The organism is Caballeronia sp. NK8 (assembly GCF_018408855.1).
GTDB lineage: Bacteria > Pseudomonadota > Gammaproteobacteria > Burkholderiales > Burkholderiaceae > Caballeronia.
Genome location: NZ_AP024322.1, coordinates 1,645,415 through 1,661,850, shown reverse-complemented (window position 1 = coordinate 1,661,850; position 16,436 = coordinate 1,645,415). Strand labels below are relative to the sequence as shown.

The window sequence follows — 16,436 nt, the reverse complement described above, 5'->3', positions numbered from 1 at the left end:
TTGCGCGCTGGTCGAGGAAAGCCCGGCGATGCCTGCGTTAGCAATCCAAGTCTTGCGAGACTCACAGGTCAATAGCGGGTATGGCTTCCAAATCTACTTCCTCATCTTCCCGCTCCCGTACCGCCGACACTTCGGCCGAGGCATCACCGGCCGATACGACTGGCGTACAGCAAGCGTTCGATCAATGGCTCAATGCGTGGCGCTCCGTCGCCGATCCCGCGCAATGGTCCAAATTCACTCCACAGACGAATGCCGCGAGCGATGCGGCCGGCGCGGCTGCAAATCCATTTGCCGCGCTCAGCGCATTCGCCAACGGTTTTCCGAACGGTTTCCCGTCCGCGTTCCCGAATGCGTTTCCGACACTGGGCGCGATGCCGCAAATGCCCGACTTCACGAAGATGAACGGCATCGCGGAATTCGCGAAGCTGGCGAGCAGCATGCCGGGCTTCGGCGCGGCGATGCAGGGTTTGCCGACGCTGCCGAAGATTCCGACTGCCGCGATTCCGCCCGAGCGTCTTCACGAACTGCAGAGCAACTATTCGCGCGATGCGGGTGAACTGCTCAAGCAGGCGGGCGCGCAGAGCATCGATCCGACTGCGCTGAAGGACCGCCGCTTCACCGACGTCTCATGGCAATCGACGCCCGCGTACGCGTTCACCGCCGCGTGGTATCTGCTGAACGCGCGCTATCTGCAGGAACTCGCGGACGCAGTGCAGAGCGATCCGAAAACGCGCGAGCGCATCCGCTTCACCATTCAGCAATGGGCGGCCGCCGCCGCGCCGAGCAATTTCCTCGCGCTCAATCCCGATGCGCAGAAGACGCTGATCGAGAGCAAGGGCGAAAGCTTGCGGCAGGGCATGCTGAACCTGCTGAACGACATGCAGCGCGGCAAGATCTCCCAGTCGGACGAATCGCGTTTTCTGGTCGGCAAGAACATCGCGTCGACGGAAGGCTCGGTCGTGTACGAGAACGAGCTGCTGCAACTGATCCAGTACAAGCCGCTCGCGCCGAAGGTGTACGCGCGGCCGCTCTTGATCGTGCCGCCCTGCATCAACAAGTTCTACATCCTCGATCTTTCGCCGGAAAGCTCGCTCGTGCGCTATGCGCTCGAAGAAGGGCATCAGGTGTTCATCCTGTCGTGGCGCAATGCGAATCAGTCGATCGCGCACAAGACGTGGGACGACTACGTCGAAGAGGGCGTGCTCGAGAGCATCGGCGTCGTGCGGGAGATCACCGGCGAGGATCAGATCAACACGCTCGGCTTCTGCATCGGCGGAACGATTCTCGCGACCGCGCTCGCTGTGGCGGCGGCGCGTGGCGAGGAGCCGGCGGCATCGATGACGCTGCTCACGTCGATGCTCGACTTCTCGGACACCGGCGTGCTCGACGTGTTCGTCGACGAAGCGCACGTGCAGATGCGCGAGCAGTCGATCGGCGGCAAGAACGGCGCGCCTGCCGGTCTCATGCGCGGCGTCGAGTTCGCGAACACGTTCTCGTATCTGCGCCCGAACGATCTGGTGTGGAACTACGTCGTCGACAACTACCTTAAGGGCCGCACGCCGCAGGCGTTCGATCTGCTGTTCTGGAACAGCGATTCGACGAACCTGCCGGGCCCGATGTGCGTCTGGTATCTGCGCAATACATATCTCGAGAACAAGCTGAAGAATCCGAATGCGCTGACGGTATGCGGCGAGAAGGTCGACCTGTCGCGCCTCACGTTGCCGACCTTCATCTACGGTTCGCGCGAAGACCATATCGTGCCGTGGAAATCGGCATATGCGTCCGCTCCGGTGCTGAACGGTCCGCAAACGTTCGTGCTCGGCGCGTCGGGGCATATCGCGGGCGTGATCAATCCGCCGTCGAAGAACAAGCGCAGTTTCTGGATGATCGACAGCAACGACGAGCATCTGCCCGAGGACCCCGATGCGTGGTTCGAGGCTGCGGCGGAGCATCCTGGAAGCTGGTGGCCCACCTGGTCGAAGTGGCTCGCCGCAAACGCGGGCGAGCAGGTCAAACCGGGCGCGCAGGGGTCGAAGACCTATCCGGTGATCGAGGCCGCGCCTGGCCGTTACGTATTGGAACGCGACTCCTGAACTGCGCGTGTGACTGTGCGCGAGAGCGCATTGAACCGTTCGGAACCGCATTAACATTCGATGCCAAAGGAAACTGAAATGACTGACGTAGTGATCGTATCGGCCGCGCGTACGGCGGTAGGCAAGTTCGGCGGTTCGCTCGCGAAGATCGCCGCCCCGGAACTGGGCGCAACGGTGATCAGGGCCGTGCTGGAGCGCGCCGGCGTGAAGCCGGACCAGGTGAGCGAAGTGATTCTGGGTCAGGTGCTCGCAGCGGGCTCGGGCCAGAACCCGGCGCGCCAGTCGCTGATCAAGGCCGGCTTGCCCGACATGGTCCCCGGCATGACGATCAACAAGGTCTGCGGCTCGGGCCTCAAGGCGGTGATGCTCGCGGCGAACGCGATCATCGCGGGCGATGCGGAAATCGTGATCGCCGGCGGTCAGGAAAACATGAGCGCCGCACCGCACGTGCTGCCGGGCTCGCGCGACGGTTTCCGCATGGGCGACGCGAAGCTGATCGACACGATGATCGTCGATGGCCTGTGGGACGTTTATAACAACTACCACATGGGCACGACGGCGGAGAACGTCGCGAAGGAATTCGGCATCACGCGCGAGCAGCAGGACGCGTTCGCGGCGCTGTCGCAGAACAAGGCCGAGGCCGCACAGAAGTCGGGCCGTTTCAACGACGAAATCGTGCCGGTCTCGATTCCGCAACGCAAGGGCGAGCCGCTGCAGTTCAACACCGACGAGTTCGTGCGTCACGGCGTGACGGCCGATGCGCTCGCAGGCTTGAAGCCGGCATTTTCGAAGGAAGGCACGGTGACGGCGGCGAACGCATCGGGCCTCAACGATGGCGCGGCGGCGGTGGTCGTGATGTCGGCGAAGAAGGCTGAAGCGCTGGGTCTGACGCCGCTCGCGCGCATCAAGGCGTACGCGAACGCGGGCGTCGATCCGAAGATCATGGGCATGGGTCCGGTGCCGGCATCGAAGCGCTGTCTGGAGCGCGCGGGCTGGTCGGTGAACGATCTCGATCTGATGGAAATCAACGAGGCGTTCGCGGCGCAAGCGCTCGCGGTGCACAAGCAGATGGGCTGGGATCAGTCGAAGATCAACGTGAACGGCGGCGCGATTGCGATCGGTCACCCGATCGGCGCATCGGGCTGCCGGATTCTCGTCACGCTGCTGCACGAAATGCAGAAGCGCGACGCGAAGAAGGGTCTGGCGTCGCTGTGCATCGGCGGCGGCATGGGTGTCGCGCTGGCGGTGGAACGTCTGTAAGTCACTGGCAGGATTGGGAAGGGCCAGCGGACGGCACGGAGATCGTCGTCCGCATAACGAAAATGGAGTGAGGAATGGCGAAGCGCATAGCGTATGTAACCGGCGGGATGGGCGGCATCGGCACGAGTATCAGCCAGCGCCTGCTCAAGGACGGCTTCACGGTCGTCGTGGGCTGCGGCCCGAACTCGCCGCGCCGGGTGAAATGGCTCGAAGACCAGAAGGCGCTCGGCTTCGAATTCATCGCCTCGGAAGGCAATGTCGGCGACTGGGAATCGACCAAGAACGCGTTCGACAAGGTCAAGGCCGAAGTCGGCGAGGTCGATATTCTCGTGAACAACGCGGGCATCACGCGCGACGTCGTGTTCCGCAAGATGACGCACGAAGACTGGACCGCGGTCATCGACACCAACCTGACGAGCCTCTTCAACGTCACGAAGCAGGTTATCGACGGCATGGTCGAGCGCGGCTTCGGTCGCATCATCAATATTTCGTCGGTGAACGGCCAGAAGGGCCAGTTCGGCCAGACGAATTATTCGACCGCGAAGGCCGGCATTCACGGCTTCACGATGGCGCTCGCGCAGGAAGTGGCGACTAAGGGCGTGACGGTCAACACGGTGTCGCCGGGCTATATCGGCACGGACATGGTGAAGGCGATTCGTCCGGAAGTGCTGGAGAAGATCGTCGCGACGATTCCGGTGCGGCGTCTGGGCACGCCCGACGAGATCGGTTCGATCTGCGCGTGGCTGGCGTCCGATGAGTCCGGCTTCTCGACCGGCGCCGACTTCTCCCTGAACGGCGGCTTGCATATGGGCTGACGGGCGGCGGGCTTCCCGCGCGCTGTTCAGCGCCGCGGGAAGCCGCCACTCGCCGGATTTATCAACGATGCGGCGAACATGCAGCAGCGCTTTTTTGCGACAACGCAAGACCTGCTTGCTGCGATCGCAGTAAAGTTTTGCGTTTAAAGGCGTTAAATGACCACCACTACTACTACAAAGAAAGCCGCCGAACGACTCATCAAAAAATATCCGAACCGTCGGCTGTATGACACGGAGACGAGCACGTACATCACGTTGTCGGATGTGAAGCAACTCGTGCTCGATCAGGAAGAGTTCAAGGTGCTGGACGCGAAGTCCAACGACGACCTGACGCGCAGCATCCTTCTGCAGATCATTCTGGAAGAAGAGAGCGGCGGCCTGCCGATGTTCTCGTCGGTGATGCTCTCGCAGATCATCCGCTTCTACGGCCACGCGATGCAGGGCATGATGGGCACGTACCTGGAAAAGAACATCCAGGCGTTCATCGACATCCAGCAGAAGCTGACGGAGCAGAGCAAGGGCATCTATGACGGCAACGCGCTCAATCCGGAAGTCTGGTCGCAATTCATGAACATGCAGGCGCCGATGATGCAGGGCATGATGACGAGCTACATCGAACAGTCGAAGAACATGTTCGTGCAGATGCAGGAGCAGATGCAGTCGCAGGCGAAATCGATGTTCAACACGTTCCCGTTCCCGACGCCCACGCCGCCGTCGACGGAGAAGAAGTAATCGCGTGATGGGCGGGTTCGAATGCCCGCTCTGTGGGCGACGCGGGCGTGAGCGCCGCCCGTCGCTCTGACTATCCGCGTCGTCCCACACGCGCGGCTCAGGTCGTTCAATTTCAAAGCGCACAGCTTCGTACTCGATCCTTCGCGTTTCCCCGATATATCGCGCTTTAACTGCTTTCAGTCAGTCATATGCCGGAGATTGCTGTTCGCGATCACATATAATGCGCGTTTGATCCTTCAGCAAGCGGGTCACTGCGGCCAGCATCGAGCCACGGTTCGGGCCGCGTCTCGCGTCTAATCTATGTCTGATCTGGAATACGAGATTCCGGATTGCCCGCTTTGCGGCAGCTCGCAGCGCGACCGGCTGTATGGCGGGGAAACCGGCAATCCCTATGCAGTTTGCGCATGTGCACAATGCGGCATGGCTTACCTTGCACCGCGCGCGACAGAGCAGCAAGTGCTCTCCCTCTATCAGGACGACAATTATTTTGGCGGCGAAGACGGCGAGGGATACGAAAGCTACTCCGATCAGGAAGAGGCTCTGCGCCGAACGTTCCGGCGGCTGCTGTCGTTTCTGAAAAGCCGGGGCAAAACGGGCGGTTCATTGCTGGAAGTCGGCTGCGGATTCGGCTATCTGCTCGACGAAGCGCGCCCATTCTTCGAGCGTCGGTCCGGGACGGATTTCTCGCGCAACGCGGTCGAGAGCGCCCGCCGGTTTGCGGATCAGGTCTGGCTCGGCGGTGCGGACGCCGTTCCCGAAGGCGAGCGCTTCGACTGTGTGATCGCGACGCACGTTATCGAGCACACTTACCATCCGAAGCAATTTCTCGATGCGCTGATCGGCAGGCTCAAGCCGGGCGGCACGCTGCTGCTCGCGGCTCCGGACTTCGGCAGTTTCTGGCGGCGGCTCATGGGTAACCGGTGGCCATCGTTCAAATATCCTGAGCATGTGCTGTATTTCGACGAACGCACGCTGTCGCGCCTGATGAAGGAACGCGGGCTCGACGTGGTCGAAGAGGTGCCGTATCCGCACGCTTTCCCCTTGCCGCTGATCGCCGCGAAGTTCGGCCTCACGGTGCCTCAGGCGCTGAACCGCTACAACATGTGGCTGCCCGCCACGACGGTTGCCTGCATGGGTGTGCATCGTGTCTGACCGGTCCGAGAAAGCCTTGCTGTCGCTGGTGATTCCGCTTTATCGCGAAGCCAGCCATTTCGCCGAATCGTTGCAGGAAATCATCGCGGTCCTCAAAAACATTCCGATTCGCTACGAACTCGTGCTGATCGACGACGGCTCTCCCGACAACACCTGGGAAGTGATCGAGCAGCAATGCGCTCTGTTCGCCGAAGTCAAGGCCGCGCGACTGAGTCGCAACTTCGGCAAGGAAGCCGCGCTCGCGGCGGGCCTCGAACATGCGCGCGGCGATGCCGTAATCGTGATGGACGGCGATCTTCAGCATCCGCCGACGCTGATCCCCGAGATGGTCGCGTGCTGGCGTGAAGGCGCCGATGTCGTCGAGGCCGTCAAACGGGCGCGCGCGAAGGAAAGCATTTTTACCCGCATCAATAGCCGGGCGTTTTACGCGGTTTTCTCCAGACTGACTGGCTTCGACTTGCGCGGCGCTTCCGACTTCAAGCTGATGGATCGCCGGGTCGTCGAGGCGTGGCGGGCGATGGACGAACGCAACCTGTTCTTCCGCGGCATGAACGCGTGGCTCGGTTTCGAGCGCGCGCAGATTCGCTACGACGTGGACGAGCGGGCAGGCGGCGAGAGCGGCTGGTCGACCATGCAACTCATGCGTCTCGCCGTCACGGCTGTCGCTTCGTTTTCTTCCGCGCCGCTTTATCTGTTGATCGGCACCGGCCTTGGCTTCGCGGCCTTCGCTGTGATACTCGGCGCTCAGACGCTGCTTCGCAAACTGTCGGGGACGGCCGTCGATGGCTTCACGACCATCATCCTTCTGTTACTGATCCTCGGCTGCGCGCTGATGCTCGGCATGGGCCTGATCGGTGTGTATGTCGCGCGCATCTACGAGGAGGTGAAGCGAAGACCGCGCTATGTCATCGCGCAGTGGAACGCCGAATGATAACCAGGCAATTCATCCGCTATCTGGTGGCAGGCGGGCTCGGCACGCTCGCCCATCTCGCGATCCTCGCGTGTTGTGTCGAATGGTTCGGCTGGCGTCCTGCGGCGGGGGCCGCGGCGGGTTTCAGCGCTGCCTTGCTCATTTCCTTCGCGCTCAATTACCGATGGACGTTTCAGTCGCAGCGATCGCATTTCGCGGGACTCTGGCGCTATGTCATCGTGTCGCTGGGCGGTCTTGGGCTGAATACGGCGATGGTCTACAGCCTCGTCGAATATCTGCATTGCAACTATTTCAACGCGCAGCTTTATGTGATCGCTGTCGTCCCGGTATGCAATTTCATCGTCAATCGCTACTGGACGTTCGATGCGACGAGGCGCGTTTCGGGCTAGTCGTCGAACGCACGTGAAGAAGGAGAGAAGCAGTTGGCAGTCGATCATGACGTGGTCCGTTCTCGCGGCGCGCCGAATCCGATACACGCAGAAGCGCGGGCGGCCCATGGCGTCGTCCGCTGGGTGCTGCTGGCATCCGTAATCATCGCGGCGCTCGTCGCGCTTTACGCGTACGCCAATCTTCCCGCACCCGTCCAACGCGATGGCGCGCACTTCGTTTTCATGGCGAACAACATCGCGCATGGTCAGGCGCCTTACTGGGCGTCGTTCGAAACGAAGAATCCGCTCGTCGAGATCTATTGGAGCCCGATTCTGCTGCTGCTGGCCCACAAGCTCGGGCTGGAGGGGGCGGCACGCGTGGCCGAGGCGCTATGGATCGGCGCTACAGGCTTGCTCCTGTTCGGCGTCATCGTGAGCGTGTCGCGCGATCGCGCGGAGAAAATCAGCGCAGGCGCGCGATCGCGTTCATTCGTTCTGGCGGGTTTCGCGGCGGCTTCGCTTTATGTCGTTCTGGCTTCCGATGTACGCGCAACGGACGATGGACTCAATATCGCGCTGTATCAGGCGTTGCCTGAACTGGCGCTGCTGGCCGCATTGACGCGCATGCCGGAGCGACATTGGTTCGCTCATGGTCTGCTGATCGGCGTGCTTGTGTTTCTCGCGTGGTTCGTCAAGCAAACCTCGATTCTTCCCGCAGCGCTGCTGATCGTCTGCTGGATGGCGATCGTGCGGCGTCGTTCGCTGTTGCAATGGGCGCTGGGGGCCGGTTGCGCGGCCGCGCTTTGCCTCGGCGGCTTCGCGCTCCATCTGATGCTCACCGGGACTCTGCACAATTATTTGTTCAGCACGATGTACTACCGTGCGGGCCTCTCGACGAGTCTCGTCACGGATGTTCTAACGAATGCGCAACGGTCCTTTCTGATTCCTTTGTGGAAATTGAATCTGGCCCAGTTCCTGAGCGCACACCGCGTATGGACCGCAATTGCGATGATCGCGATGGTTCCGTGGGCGTTCTCGTGGCTGTTCCGCACCCGTGAGCAAGGTTGGACGAGACGTCGGATTGCCTTGACGCTCGGCGTCGCGTGGATGGTCGCCGCGTGGTTGCAGGCGGTACTGGCGCTGACATTCTTTCCGCACTATTTCCTTGCGTGCCTGGCTCCCGTGGCGTTCACGATGGGACTCTTGCTCGCCAATTCGTCCCCGCGAATTTCAGTGTCCGGCTCCGCCGTTTCGATCCTTCTGACGGCAGCGCTCGTATTCAGCTACTCGGGGATGAGAGCGGAGAATGAGTTAAAAAACCAGTGGGCGCCGATCAACCAGTCCACTCGCGAGGTGATGCAGTACATCAAGCCGCAGGACAAGGTGTTTTCCTGGAGCTGTCTGCCGCATGTTCTGCTGGCTCACGAAGCGCCGAGCGCTTATCCGCTCAACATGTGCTGGCCGTACATAGCGGTTGCGCTGCCGGAATCGACGCGCATGCAAATGCTCGCACGGACGCTCAGCACGCCGCCCGACGTCGTCGTGGCGATGCAGGAGCCGCTATCGGTCATCGAGGGAATGAAGAATTTTGCGATGTCCGAGGGGCTGCTTGAACAACTGACGGGACAGCACTACGTGCTGGTACATACCACGGCACCGATATCGGGGCGCTATGGTTCTCCGGTGAGCGTCTTCAGGCGTCAATGATCACGGCGCGTCGCGTCGTCCGCTCACAGCCCGCCCACGGCGCGCTCCGGGTCCTGCGCCCACGCCGCGCCGAAATCCCCGCGATACGTGTACGACCCATGATGCGCGAGCTTCGAGCGCGCATCGACGAAGACCTTTCCGCCCAGGTCGCGCCAGCGGCGGCAGAACGCATAGTCCTCGGAAAGATAGCGTCCGGTCTCTTGCTCGACCATCACGTCGAACAAGCGATGGCAGTAGCCATGCAACGGCGAATCGGGCGGCGCGTCGGGAACGTATTGCAGCTCGGGCATGCGCGCGATCATCGTTTCGAGCACCGAGCGGCGGATGCACATGAAGCCCGTCGGCGCTTCGTCCACTTCCATGAAGCCGTCGCTGTCGATCGCAACGCGCGCACCCTTGTGCGAATTCACCGGATATCGCAGCGCGCGCGTCAGAAACTGCTCTTGCGTGAGGCCGACGGGAATGTCGCCCGTCCAGTCGATGCGCTTCAATGGATAGACGCCCGCGACGACATCGCGGTCCGCCAGCATCAGACGCAGCGCCTGGTCGGGCGTGAAGCCGATGTCGGCATCGATCCAGAAGAGATGCGTATGTTGTTTCTGCGCGAGGAAATGCGCGACGGCCTCATTGCGCGCGCGGGTGACGAGGCTTTCGCCGGAGCGGATACGCATCGAGCCTTGCACGCCGAGACGCCAGAGTTCGTTGGTCAGCGTGAGCATGCTGGTGGCGTAGCCGGACGTCACCTGGCCTGAGTAGCAGGGCGTGATGAAAAGCGGGTTGAAGCCGCGAAGGGCGGAGGAGTCGAGCATCGGGCGATGACATTGCGTGAGGGAATCGCGATGGTAGGGCTCGGCTCGCACGCGATTGTGAAGAAGTGTCCGAAGTGCTCATCGGGATCGGTTAGGCCGTGTAGTGAGTCCGCGCCAACGCTCCGGGGTAAAATGTCGGATTGGCCAGTGCGCCCCGCAAAAACATCTCCCCCGTGAAAAATTCTTTAGATTCAACCGCCCGGACAACTCCCGCACCGAAAATCGGCATGGTGTCGCTCGGTTGCCCGAAAGCGCTCGTCGATTCCGAGCAGATCATCACCCAGTTGCGCGCCGAAGGTTACGAAATCTCCGGCACCTATGACGGCGCAGACCTCGTCGTCGTCAACACCTGCGGCTTCATCGACGAAGCCGTGCAGGAAAGCCTCGACGCGATCGGCGAGGCGTTGAGCGAAAACGGCAAGGTCATCGTCACGGGCTGCCTCGGCGCGAAAAAGAGCGCGAGCGGCACGGGCCTCATCGAGGAAGTGCATCCGAAGGTGCTCGCCGTGACCGGCCCGCACGCGACCAACGAAGTGATGAACGCGGTGCACGCGCATCTGCCCAAGCCGCACGATCCGTTCGTCGATCTGGTGCCGCCCGCCGGCATCAAGCTCACGCCGCGCCACTACGCGTATCTCAAGATTTCCGAAGGCTGCAACCATCGTTGCACGTTCTGCATCATTCCGTCGATGCGCGGCGATCTCGTCTCGCGCCCCGTCGCCGAGGTGATGCTCGAAGCCGAAAATCTCTTCAAGTCCGGCGTGAAGGAACTGCTCGTGATCTCGCAGGACACGAGCGCCTACGGCGTCGACGTGAAATACCGCACCGGCTTCTGGAACGGCAAGCCGCTCAAGACGCGCATGACCGACCTCGTCGGCGCGCTCGGCGAACTCGCCGCGCAATACGGCGCGTGGGTGCGCCTGCATTACGTGTATCCGTATCCGAGCGTCGACGAAGTCATCCCGATGATGGCCGAAGGCCCCCTGCGTGGCCACGTGCTGCCGTATCTCGACGTGCCGTTCCAGCACGCGCATCCGGAAGTCCTCAAGCGCATGAAGCGCCCGGCCAACGCCGAAAAGGTGCTCGAGCGCGTGAAGATCTGGCGCGAGATCTGTCCGGACCTGACCATCCGCAGCACGTTCATCGCGGGCTTTCCGGGCGAGACGGAAGAGCAGTTCCAGACGCTGCTCGATTTCATCGAGGAAGCGGATCTGGACCGCGTCGGCTGCTTCGCGTATTCGCCGGTCGAAGGCGCCACCGCGAACGAGCTCGACGGCGCATTGCCCGACGAAGTGCGCGAGGAACGCCGCGCGCGCTTCATGGAACTCGCGGAAGCGCTGTCGGCCAAGCGCATGAAGAAAAAGGTCGGCAAGACGCTCAAGGTGCTCGTCGATGAAGTGAGCGCGGAGGGCGGCATCGGCCGCACGGCGGCAGATGCGCCGGAAATCGACGGCGTGGTCTACATCGCGCCGGCAACCAAGGCATCGAAGCGCTACAAGGCCGGCGACTTCGTCTCGGTGAAAATCACCGGCGCCGATGGCCACGATCTCTGGGGCGAGGTCTAAAAGCATGCCGCAGACTCCGCAAGTGCTCGCGCTCGGCGAGGCGATGGTCGAGTTCAACCAGTCGACGCGCGATCAGCCGAACTATCTGCAAGGCTTCGGCGGCGACGTTTCCAACTTCCTGATCGCGGCGTCGCGACAGGGCGCGTCGACGGGCTTCGTGTCCGCGGTCGGCAACGATCATTTCGGGCAGTTGCTGCTCGATCTGTGGCGCACGGAAAACGTCGATACTTCCACCGTGCGCGTGGATCACGATGCGCCCACGGGCGTCTATTTCGTGTCGCACGGCGAGAACGGACATCGCTTCGACTATCTGCGCGCGGGTTCCGCGGCGAGCCGTTATGCGCCGTCGCATCTGCCGCTCGATGCGATCGCGGCGGCGAGCGTCGTGCATCTGTCGGGCATCAGCCTCGCGATCGGCGTGGCGGCGTGCGATGCCGCGTTCGCCGCGATCGATCACGCGCGCACGCACGGCGTGAAGGTCAGCTTCGATACGAACCTGCGCCTGAAGCTGTGGCCGCTCGCGCGCGCCCGCGCAGTGATGCTCGAAGCCATCCGCTCGACGGATATCTGCCTGCCGAGCTGGGACGACGTGACGCTGCTCACGGGCCACGAAGACAAGGACGCGATCGTCGATGCACTCTTGAGTCTCGGCCCGAAGGTCGTCGCACTCAAGCTCGGCCGCGAAGGCGCGTATATCGCGACGCCCGACGAGCGGCGCGTCGTGCCGGGCCGCGTCGTGCAGGCGGTCGATGCGACCGGCGCGGGCGACTGCTTCGGCGGCGCGTTCATCGCGCGCATCGTCGCGGGCGACGATCCTTTCGCGGCGGCGCGGTATGCGAATGTCGCGGCGGCCCTGTCGACGCAGGGCTTCGGCGCCGTCGCGCCGATTCCGGACCAGGCCACCGTCGAGCGCGCGCTCGCCGAATAACCCATCCATGATCTGACGAATACAACTGACGGAGACGACAACATGCAACGTGAAGTGGTGGTGGTGAGCGGCGTGCGTACGGCAATCGGCGATTTCGGCGGCGCGCTGAAAGACTTCAGCCCGACCGATCTCGGCGCGCGTGTCGTGCGCGAAGCGCTTTCGCGCGCGAACGTCGCGGGCGACGAAGTCGGCCATGTCGTGTTCGGCAGCGTCGTGCATACCGAGCCGCGCGACATGTATCTCGCGCGCGTCGCGGCGATCGAGGGCGGCGTGTCGCAGCACGCGCCCGCGCTCACCGTGAATCGCCTGTGCGGGTCGGGCCTTCAGGCGATCGTCTCGGCGTCGCAATCGATCCTGCTCGGCGATGCCGATGTCGCCATCGGCGGCGGCGCGGAGAACATGAGCCGCGCGGCGTACATCATGCCCGCCGCGCGCTTCGGCCAGCGCATGGGCGACACGCGCATCGTCGACATGATGGTGGGCGCGCTGAACGATCCGTTCGACAAGATCCACATGGGCGTGACGGCCGAAAACGTCGCGCAGAAGTTCGGCATCACGCGCGAGATGCAGGACGCGCTCGCGCTCGAATCGCACCGGCGCGCGGCGAAGGCGATCGAAGCCGGCTACTTCAAGGAGCAGATCCTGCCGATCACGCTCGCCTCGAAGAAGGGCGACACCGTGTTCGAACGCGACGAGCACGTCCGTATGAACGCGACCGCCGAAGACTTCTCGAAGCTCAAACCTGTCTTCGTGAAGGAAAACGGCACGGTGACGGCGGGCAATGCGTCGGGCATCAACGACGCGGCGGCGGCCGTCGTGCTCATGGAGCGGTCCGTCGCGGAAAAGCGCGGCGCGAAACCGCTCGCGCGCCTCGTCGCCTACGCGCATGCGGGCGTCGATCCGAAGATCATGGGCATCGGCCCGGTTCCCGCGACGCAGAAGGTGCTGGAGCGCGCGGGCCTGACCGTCGCCGATATCGACGTGATCGAAGCGAACGAGGCGTTCGCCGCGCAGGCGTGCGCGGTGTCGCAGGAACTGAAGCTCGATCCCGCGAAGGTCAACCCGAACGGCTCGGGCATTTCGCTCGGCCATCCGATCGGCGCGACTGGCGCGCTCATCACCGTGAAGGCGCTGTACGAGCTACAGCGCATCGGCGGGCGTTACGCGCTCGTGACGATGTGCATCGGCGGCGGGCAGGGCATCGCGGCGATCTTCGAGCGCATTTGAAGGACTGAGGGATGATGCAAAGCTTGAAAGGGCCGCGTCTTTTCGCGGCCTCGACGATCTCGATCGCGCTGTGCGCGCTCGTGGGCTGCAGTTCGCCGATGCCTTCGGGTTCGACCGGCGTGCTGCCGCGCGATCAGCGCGAGCCCGCGGGCGCCGACGTGCACGGCGCGCAGGCCGCCATCAAGGAGCTTGCGCTGCCGCCGCAAAAGCCGCTTACGCCGAATCCGGAGTACGCGCGGTTTCCGCGTTACGTCGGCACGCTCGGCAACCGGCAGATCGAGATGAAGCTCGGCGCGAAAACCGACGAGCCGTCCGGCGTGCACGGCGAGTACACGTTCGCCGGCAGCCCGGCCGTGATTCTCGTCGCGGGCGATCGCGACGGCGACACGCTCGAGATCGAGGAATCGAACGACGGCACGCATATCACGGGCAACTGGGTCGGCAAGTTCGCGGCGGACGGCAGCGTGTCGGGCGAGCGCATGGACCCGGACGATTCGAACGCGCAGCCGTTCGACCTGCGTCCGGCTGTCGCCGGCAAAACCCTGCCGCCGACGGGCGCGGCCAAAGCGCCGGCCGCGCCGTCGCTGGAACCCGCGTCGCCTGCGCCGCCGAAGAATGCCGTGGGCGGCACGAGCAACGTCATCATCGGCGAATGACGCGCCTTCTTCGCGCCGCCGGGCGGTTTCCGGCGGCGCTCTCTTCGTTTTCCGCTTCGATTTCCGTATTGCATTCAGGCCATGACTGATTCCAGCAACAACGCACGCGATCTGCAAACCCGTATCGTGCAGCCCGAGGATCGCATCACGCCCGGCTTCGAGTCGTTCTCGGTGCCGGTCGCGCGCGCCTCGACCGTGGTGTTCCCCGATCTCGCCACGATGCGCTCGCTCGTCTGGAGCGACGATTCCAAATGGCGCTATGGCCTGCACGGCACGCCGACGACCATCGCGCTCGCGCAGCGCCTCGCCGCGATCGAAGGCGGCGAGCATGCGTTGCTGCAGCCGTCGGGGCTCGCGGCGATCTCCAACGTCTACTTCGCGCTGGTGAAGGCGGGCGATCACGTGCTCGTACCCGACAACGCGTATTCACCGAACCGCGACCACGCCGACTGGCTCGCCGCCGATTTCGGGCTCGAAGTGACCTACTACGACCCGATGACAGGCGCGGGCATTGCCGATTCGATCCGGCCGAACACGAAGCTCATCTGGCTCGAAGCGCCCGGCTCGGTGACGATGGAAGTACAGGACGTGCCGGCGATCGTTGCCTTGGCGCGCGCGAAGGGCATCGTCACCGCGATCGACAACACGTTTTCGGCGGGCCTCGCGTTCAAGCCGTTCGAGCATGGCGTCGATATCTCCGTGCAGGCGCTGACGAAATATCAGTCGGGCGGCAGCGACCTGTTGATGGGTGCGACCATCACGCGCGATGTCGAGTTGCACAAGAAGCTCAAGCGGGCGCGCATGAGAATGGGCATCGGCGTATCGGCGGACGACGCGTCGCTCGTGCTGCGCAGCCTGCCGTCGATGAAGACGCGCTACGAAGCCCACGATCGCACCGCGTTCGCGCTCGCGCAGTGGCTGAAGGCGCGTCCGGAAGTCGCCGCCGTGCTGCATCCGGCGCTCGAGGATTGTCCGGGCCACGCGTTTTACGAGCGCGATTTCAAGGGCGGCGCGGGTGGCCTGTTCTCGATCGTGTTCGACGGCCGTTACACGTCCGCGCAAGTCGATGCTTTCGTCGAAGCGCTCGAGTTGTTTGCGATCGGCTGGAGCTGGGGCGGCGCGCACAGCCTCGCGATGCCGTACAACATTCGCTCGATGCGGACGGCTTCGCAATGGCCGCACGAAGGTGTGCTCGTGCGGTTCTATATCGGGCTGGAAGCGGAAGCGGATTTGCGCGCGGATCTGGAAGCCGCGCTTAGCAAGGCGCTCGGCTGAATTGCGAACGGCGCCGCGAAGGCGCCGTTCCAGCATCGATCAAAACAGCCGCAACAACCCGTCGAGCCCGACGAAGTTGAACGCGACACTCGCCGATTGCCTCACGACCGGCTTCGCGCGAAACGCCACCGACAAACCCGCTTCGGCCATCATCTTCAGATCGTTCGAGCCGTCGCCCATGGCGATGGCGCGTTTCGGATCGATGCCGATCTTCGCGCATGTCTCGACCAGCGTACGCGCTTTTTCCTCCGCGTTCACGATATCCCCGACGACCTTCCCGGTCAGCTTCCCATCGACGATTTCGAGCGTGTTCGCGCGCGTGTAGTCGAGCCCGACGCGCGCCTTCAGACGCTCGGTGAAGAACGTAAACCCGCCCGACACGAGCAGCGTCTTCAGTCCCGCGGCGCGCGCGCCTTCGAGCATGCGTTCCGCACCCGGCGAAAGCCTGAGGCGCTCCTCGTAGACGCGTTCCAGCGCGCTCGCGTCGAGACCCTTCAGCAGCGCGACTCGGCGCGTGAGGCTCTCGTTGAAGTCCTTGATCTCGCCGCGCATCGATGCTTCCGTGATCGCCGCGACCTCGGCCTTCAGTCCGCAAAAGTCCGCGATCTCGTCGATGCATTCGATCGTGATGAGCGTCGAGTCCATGTCCATCGCGACGAGGCCGAAATCGGCGAGTTTCGCGTGCGGTGCGATGTAGGCGTAATCGAGCGCATGCGCGCCGCAATATGCGTCGATATCGGGGCGCTGGAGCGGATCGGCGTCGATCAGGCGCAGGAGCGTGTCGTCGACGCGCCGGGTCTCGTGCGAGCGGGCGAGCGCAGCCAGCGGCCGCAGATGCGAATCGGAAATCGGGGCGAGACTTTGGATGACGAGGTTCATCGAAGGTGGAAGCGCGTGAAGGCGAAACCGCCATTGTAA

General features: G+C 63.3%; 15 protein-coding genes. 13 read left to right on the top strand and 2 right to left on the bottom strand.

The window, feature by feature from the left end; translation table 11 throughout:
• Positions 1–80 precede the first annotated feature (80 nt).
• The 8 genes from phaC (at position 81) to NK8_RS07940 (ending at position 9,058) form a co-directional block, all read left to right on the top strand.
• On the top strand, positions 81–2,093 hold the full coding sequence (gene phaC, locus NK8_RS07975; protein ID WP_213225996.1) for a class I poly(R)-hydroxyalkanoic acid synthase: 2,013 nt from the start codon (positions 81–83) through the stop codon (positions 2,091–2,093).
• A gap of 78 nt (positions 2,094–2,171) precedes the next feature.
• Entirely contained in the window at positions 2,172–3,353 is a 1,182-nt protein-coding gene (locus NK8_RS07970) for an acetyl-CoA C-acetyltransferase (protein ID WP_213225994.1), read from the top strand.
• A 74-nt stretch (positions 3,354–3,427) separates the two neighbouring features.
• Positions 3,428–4,168 carry a 3-ketoacyl-ACP reductase gene (locus NK8_RS07965; protein ID WP_061179253.1) on the top strand — a complete coding sequence of 247 codons (741 nt, stop codon included), beginning with the start codon at positions 3,428–3,430 and terminating at the stop codon, positions 4,166–4,168.
• A 156-nt stretch (positions 4,169–4,324) separates the two neighbouring features.
• Positions 4,325–4,900, top strand: a complete 576-nt coding sequence (gene phaR / locus NK8_RS07960) for a polyhydroxyalkanoate synthesis repressor PhaR (protein WP_087127446.1) — start codon at positions 4,325–4,327, stop codon at positions 4,898–4,900.
• A gap of 300 nt (positions 4,901–5,200) precedes the next feature.
• The gene (locus NK8_RS07955; RefSeq protein ID WP_213225992.1) at positions 5,201–6,052 is read left to right on the top strand and encodes a class I SAM-dependent methyltransferase; all 852 of its coding nucleotides are present in this window, start codon (positions 5,201–5,203) and stop codon (positions 6,050–6,052) included.
• Entirely contained in the window at positions 6,045–6,983 is a 939-nt protein-coding gene (locus NK8_RS07950) for a glycosyltransferase family 2 protein (protein ID WP_225936144.1), read from the top strand. Before NK8_RS07955 ends, NK8_RS07950 begins: the two co-directional genes overlap by 8 nt.
• On the top strand, positions 6,980–7,372 hold the full coding sequence (locus tag NK8_RS07945; RefSeq protein WP_213225990.1) for a GtrA family protein: 393 nt from the start codon (positions 6,980–6,982) through the stop codon (positions 7,370–7,372). The genes NK8_RS07950 and NK8_RS07945 overlap by 4 nt, the downstream gene beginning before the upstream one ends.
• Positions 7,373–7,405: 33 nt before the next feature.
• The gene (locus NK8_RS07940) at positions 7,406–9,058 is read left to right on the top strand and encodes a hypothetical protein (protein ID WP_213225989.1); all 1,653 of its coding nucleotides are present in this window, start codon (positions 7,406–7,408) and stop codon (positions 9,056–9,058) included.
• A 23-nt stretch (positions 9,059–9,081) separates the two neighbouring features.
• Here the strand turns inward: NK8_RS07940 and NK8_RS07935 are convergent, their stop codons facing one another.
• Complete coding sequence (locus NK8_RS07935; RefSeq protein ID WP_213225988.1) at positions 9,082–9,867, bottom strand: hypothetical protein; 786 nt, start codon at positions 9,865–9,867, stop codon at positions 9,082–9,084.
• A gap of 227 nt (positions 9,868–10,094) precedes the next feature.
• Between NK8_RS07935 and rimO the strand changes: the two genes are divergently transcribed.
• The 5 genes from rimO (at position 10,095) to NK8_RS07910 (ending at position 15,518) form a co-directional block, all read left to right on the top strand.
• The gene (rimO, locus tag NK8_RS07930; protein WP_213225986.1) at positions 10,095–11,432 is read left to right on the top strand and encodes a 30S ribosomal protein S12 methylthiotransferase RimO; all 1,338 of its coding nucleotides are present in this window, start codon (positions 10,095–10,097) and stop codon (positions 11,430–11,432) included.
• 4 nt (positions 11,433–11,436) lie between these two features.
• The gene (locus tag NK8_RS07925) at positions 11,437–12,360 is read left to right on the top strand and encodes a sugar kinase (protein WP_213225985.1); all 924 of its coding nucleotides are present in this window, start codon (positions 11,437–11,439) and stop codon (positions 12,358–12,360) included.
• 42 nt (positions 12,361–12,402) lie between these two features.
• Positions 12,403–13,587, top strand: coding sequence for a beta-ketothiolase BktB (gene bktB / locus NK8_RS07920; RefSeq protein ID WP_162065740.1), 1,185 nt, complete (start codon positions 12,403–12,405; stop codon positions 13,585–13,587).
• An 11-nt stretch (positions 13,588–13,598) separates the two neighbouring features.
• The gene (locus tag NK8_RS07915) at positions 13,599–14,243 is read left to right on the top strand and encodes a hypothetical protein (protein WP_213225984.1); all 645 of its coding nucleotides are present in this window, start codon (positions 13,599–13,601) and stop codon (positions 14,241–14,243) included.
• Positions 14,244–14,324: 81 nt separating this feature from the next.
• A complete protein-coding gene (locus NK8_RS07910; protein WP_213225983.1) occupies positions 14,325–15,518 on the top strand; it encodes a cystathionine beta-lyase in 1,194 nt (397 codons plus the stop codon).
• Between the two features lie 39 nt (positions 15,519–15,557).
• Here the strand turns inward: NK8_RS07910 and serB are convergent, their stop codons facing one another.
• Positions 15,558–16,397, bottom strand: coding sequence for a phosphoserine phosphatase SerB (serB, locus tag NK8_RS07905; protein ID WP_213225982.1), 840 nt, complete (start codon positions 16,395–16,397; stop codon positions 15,558–15,560).
• Positions 16,398–16,436: the final 39 nt, after the last annotated feature.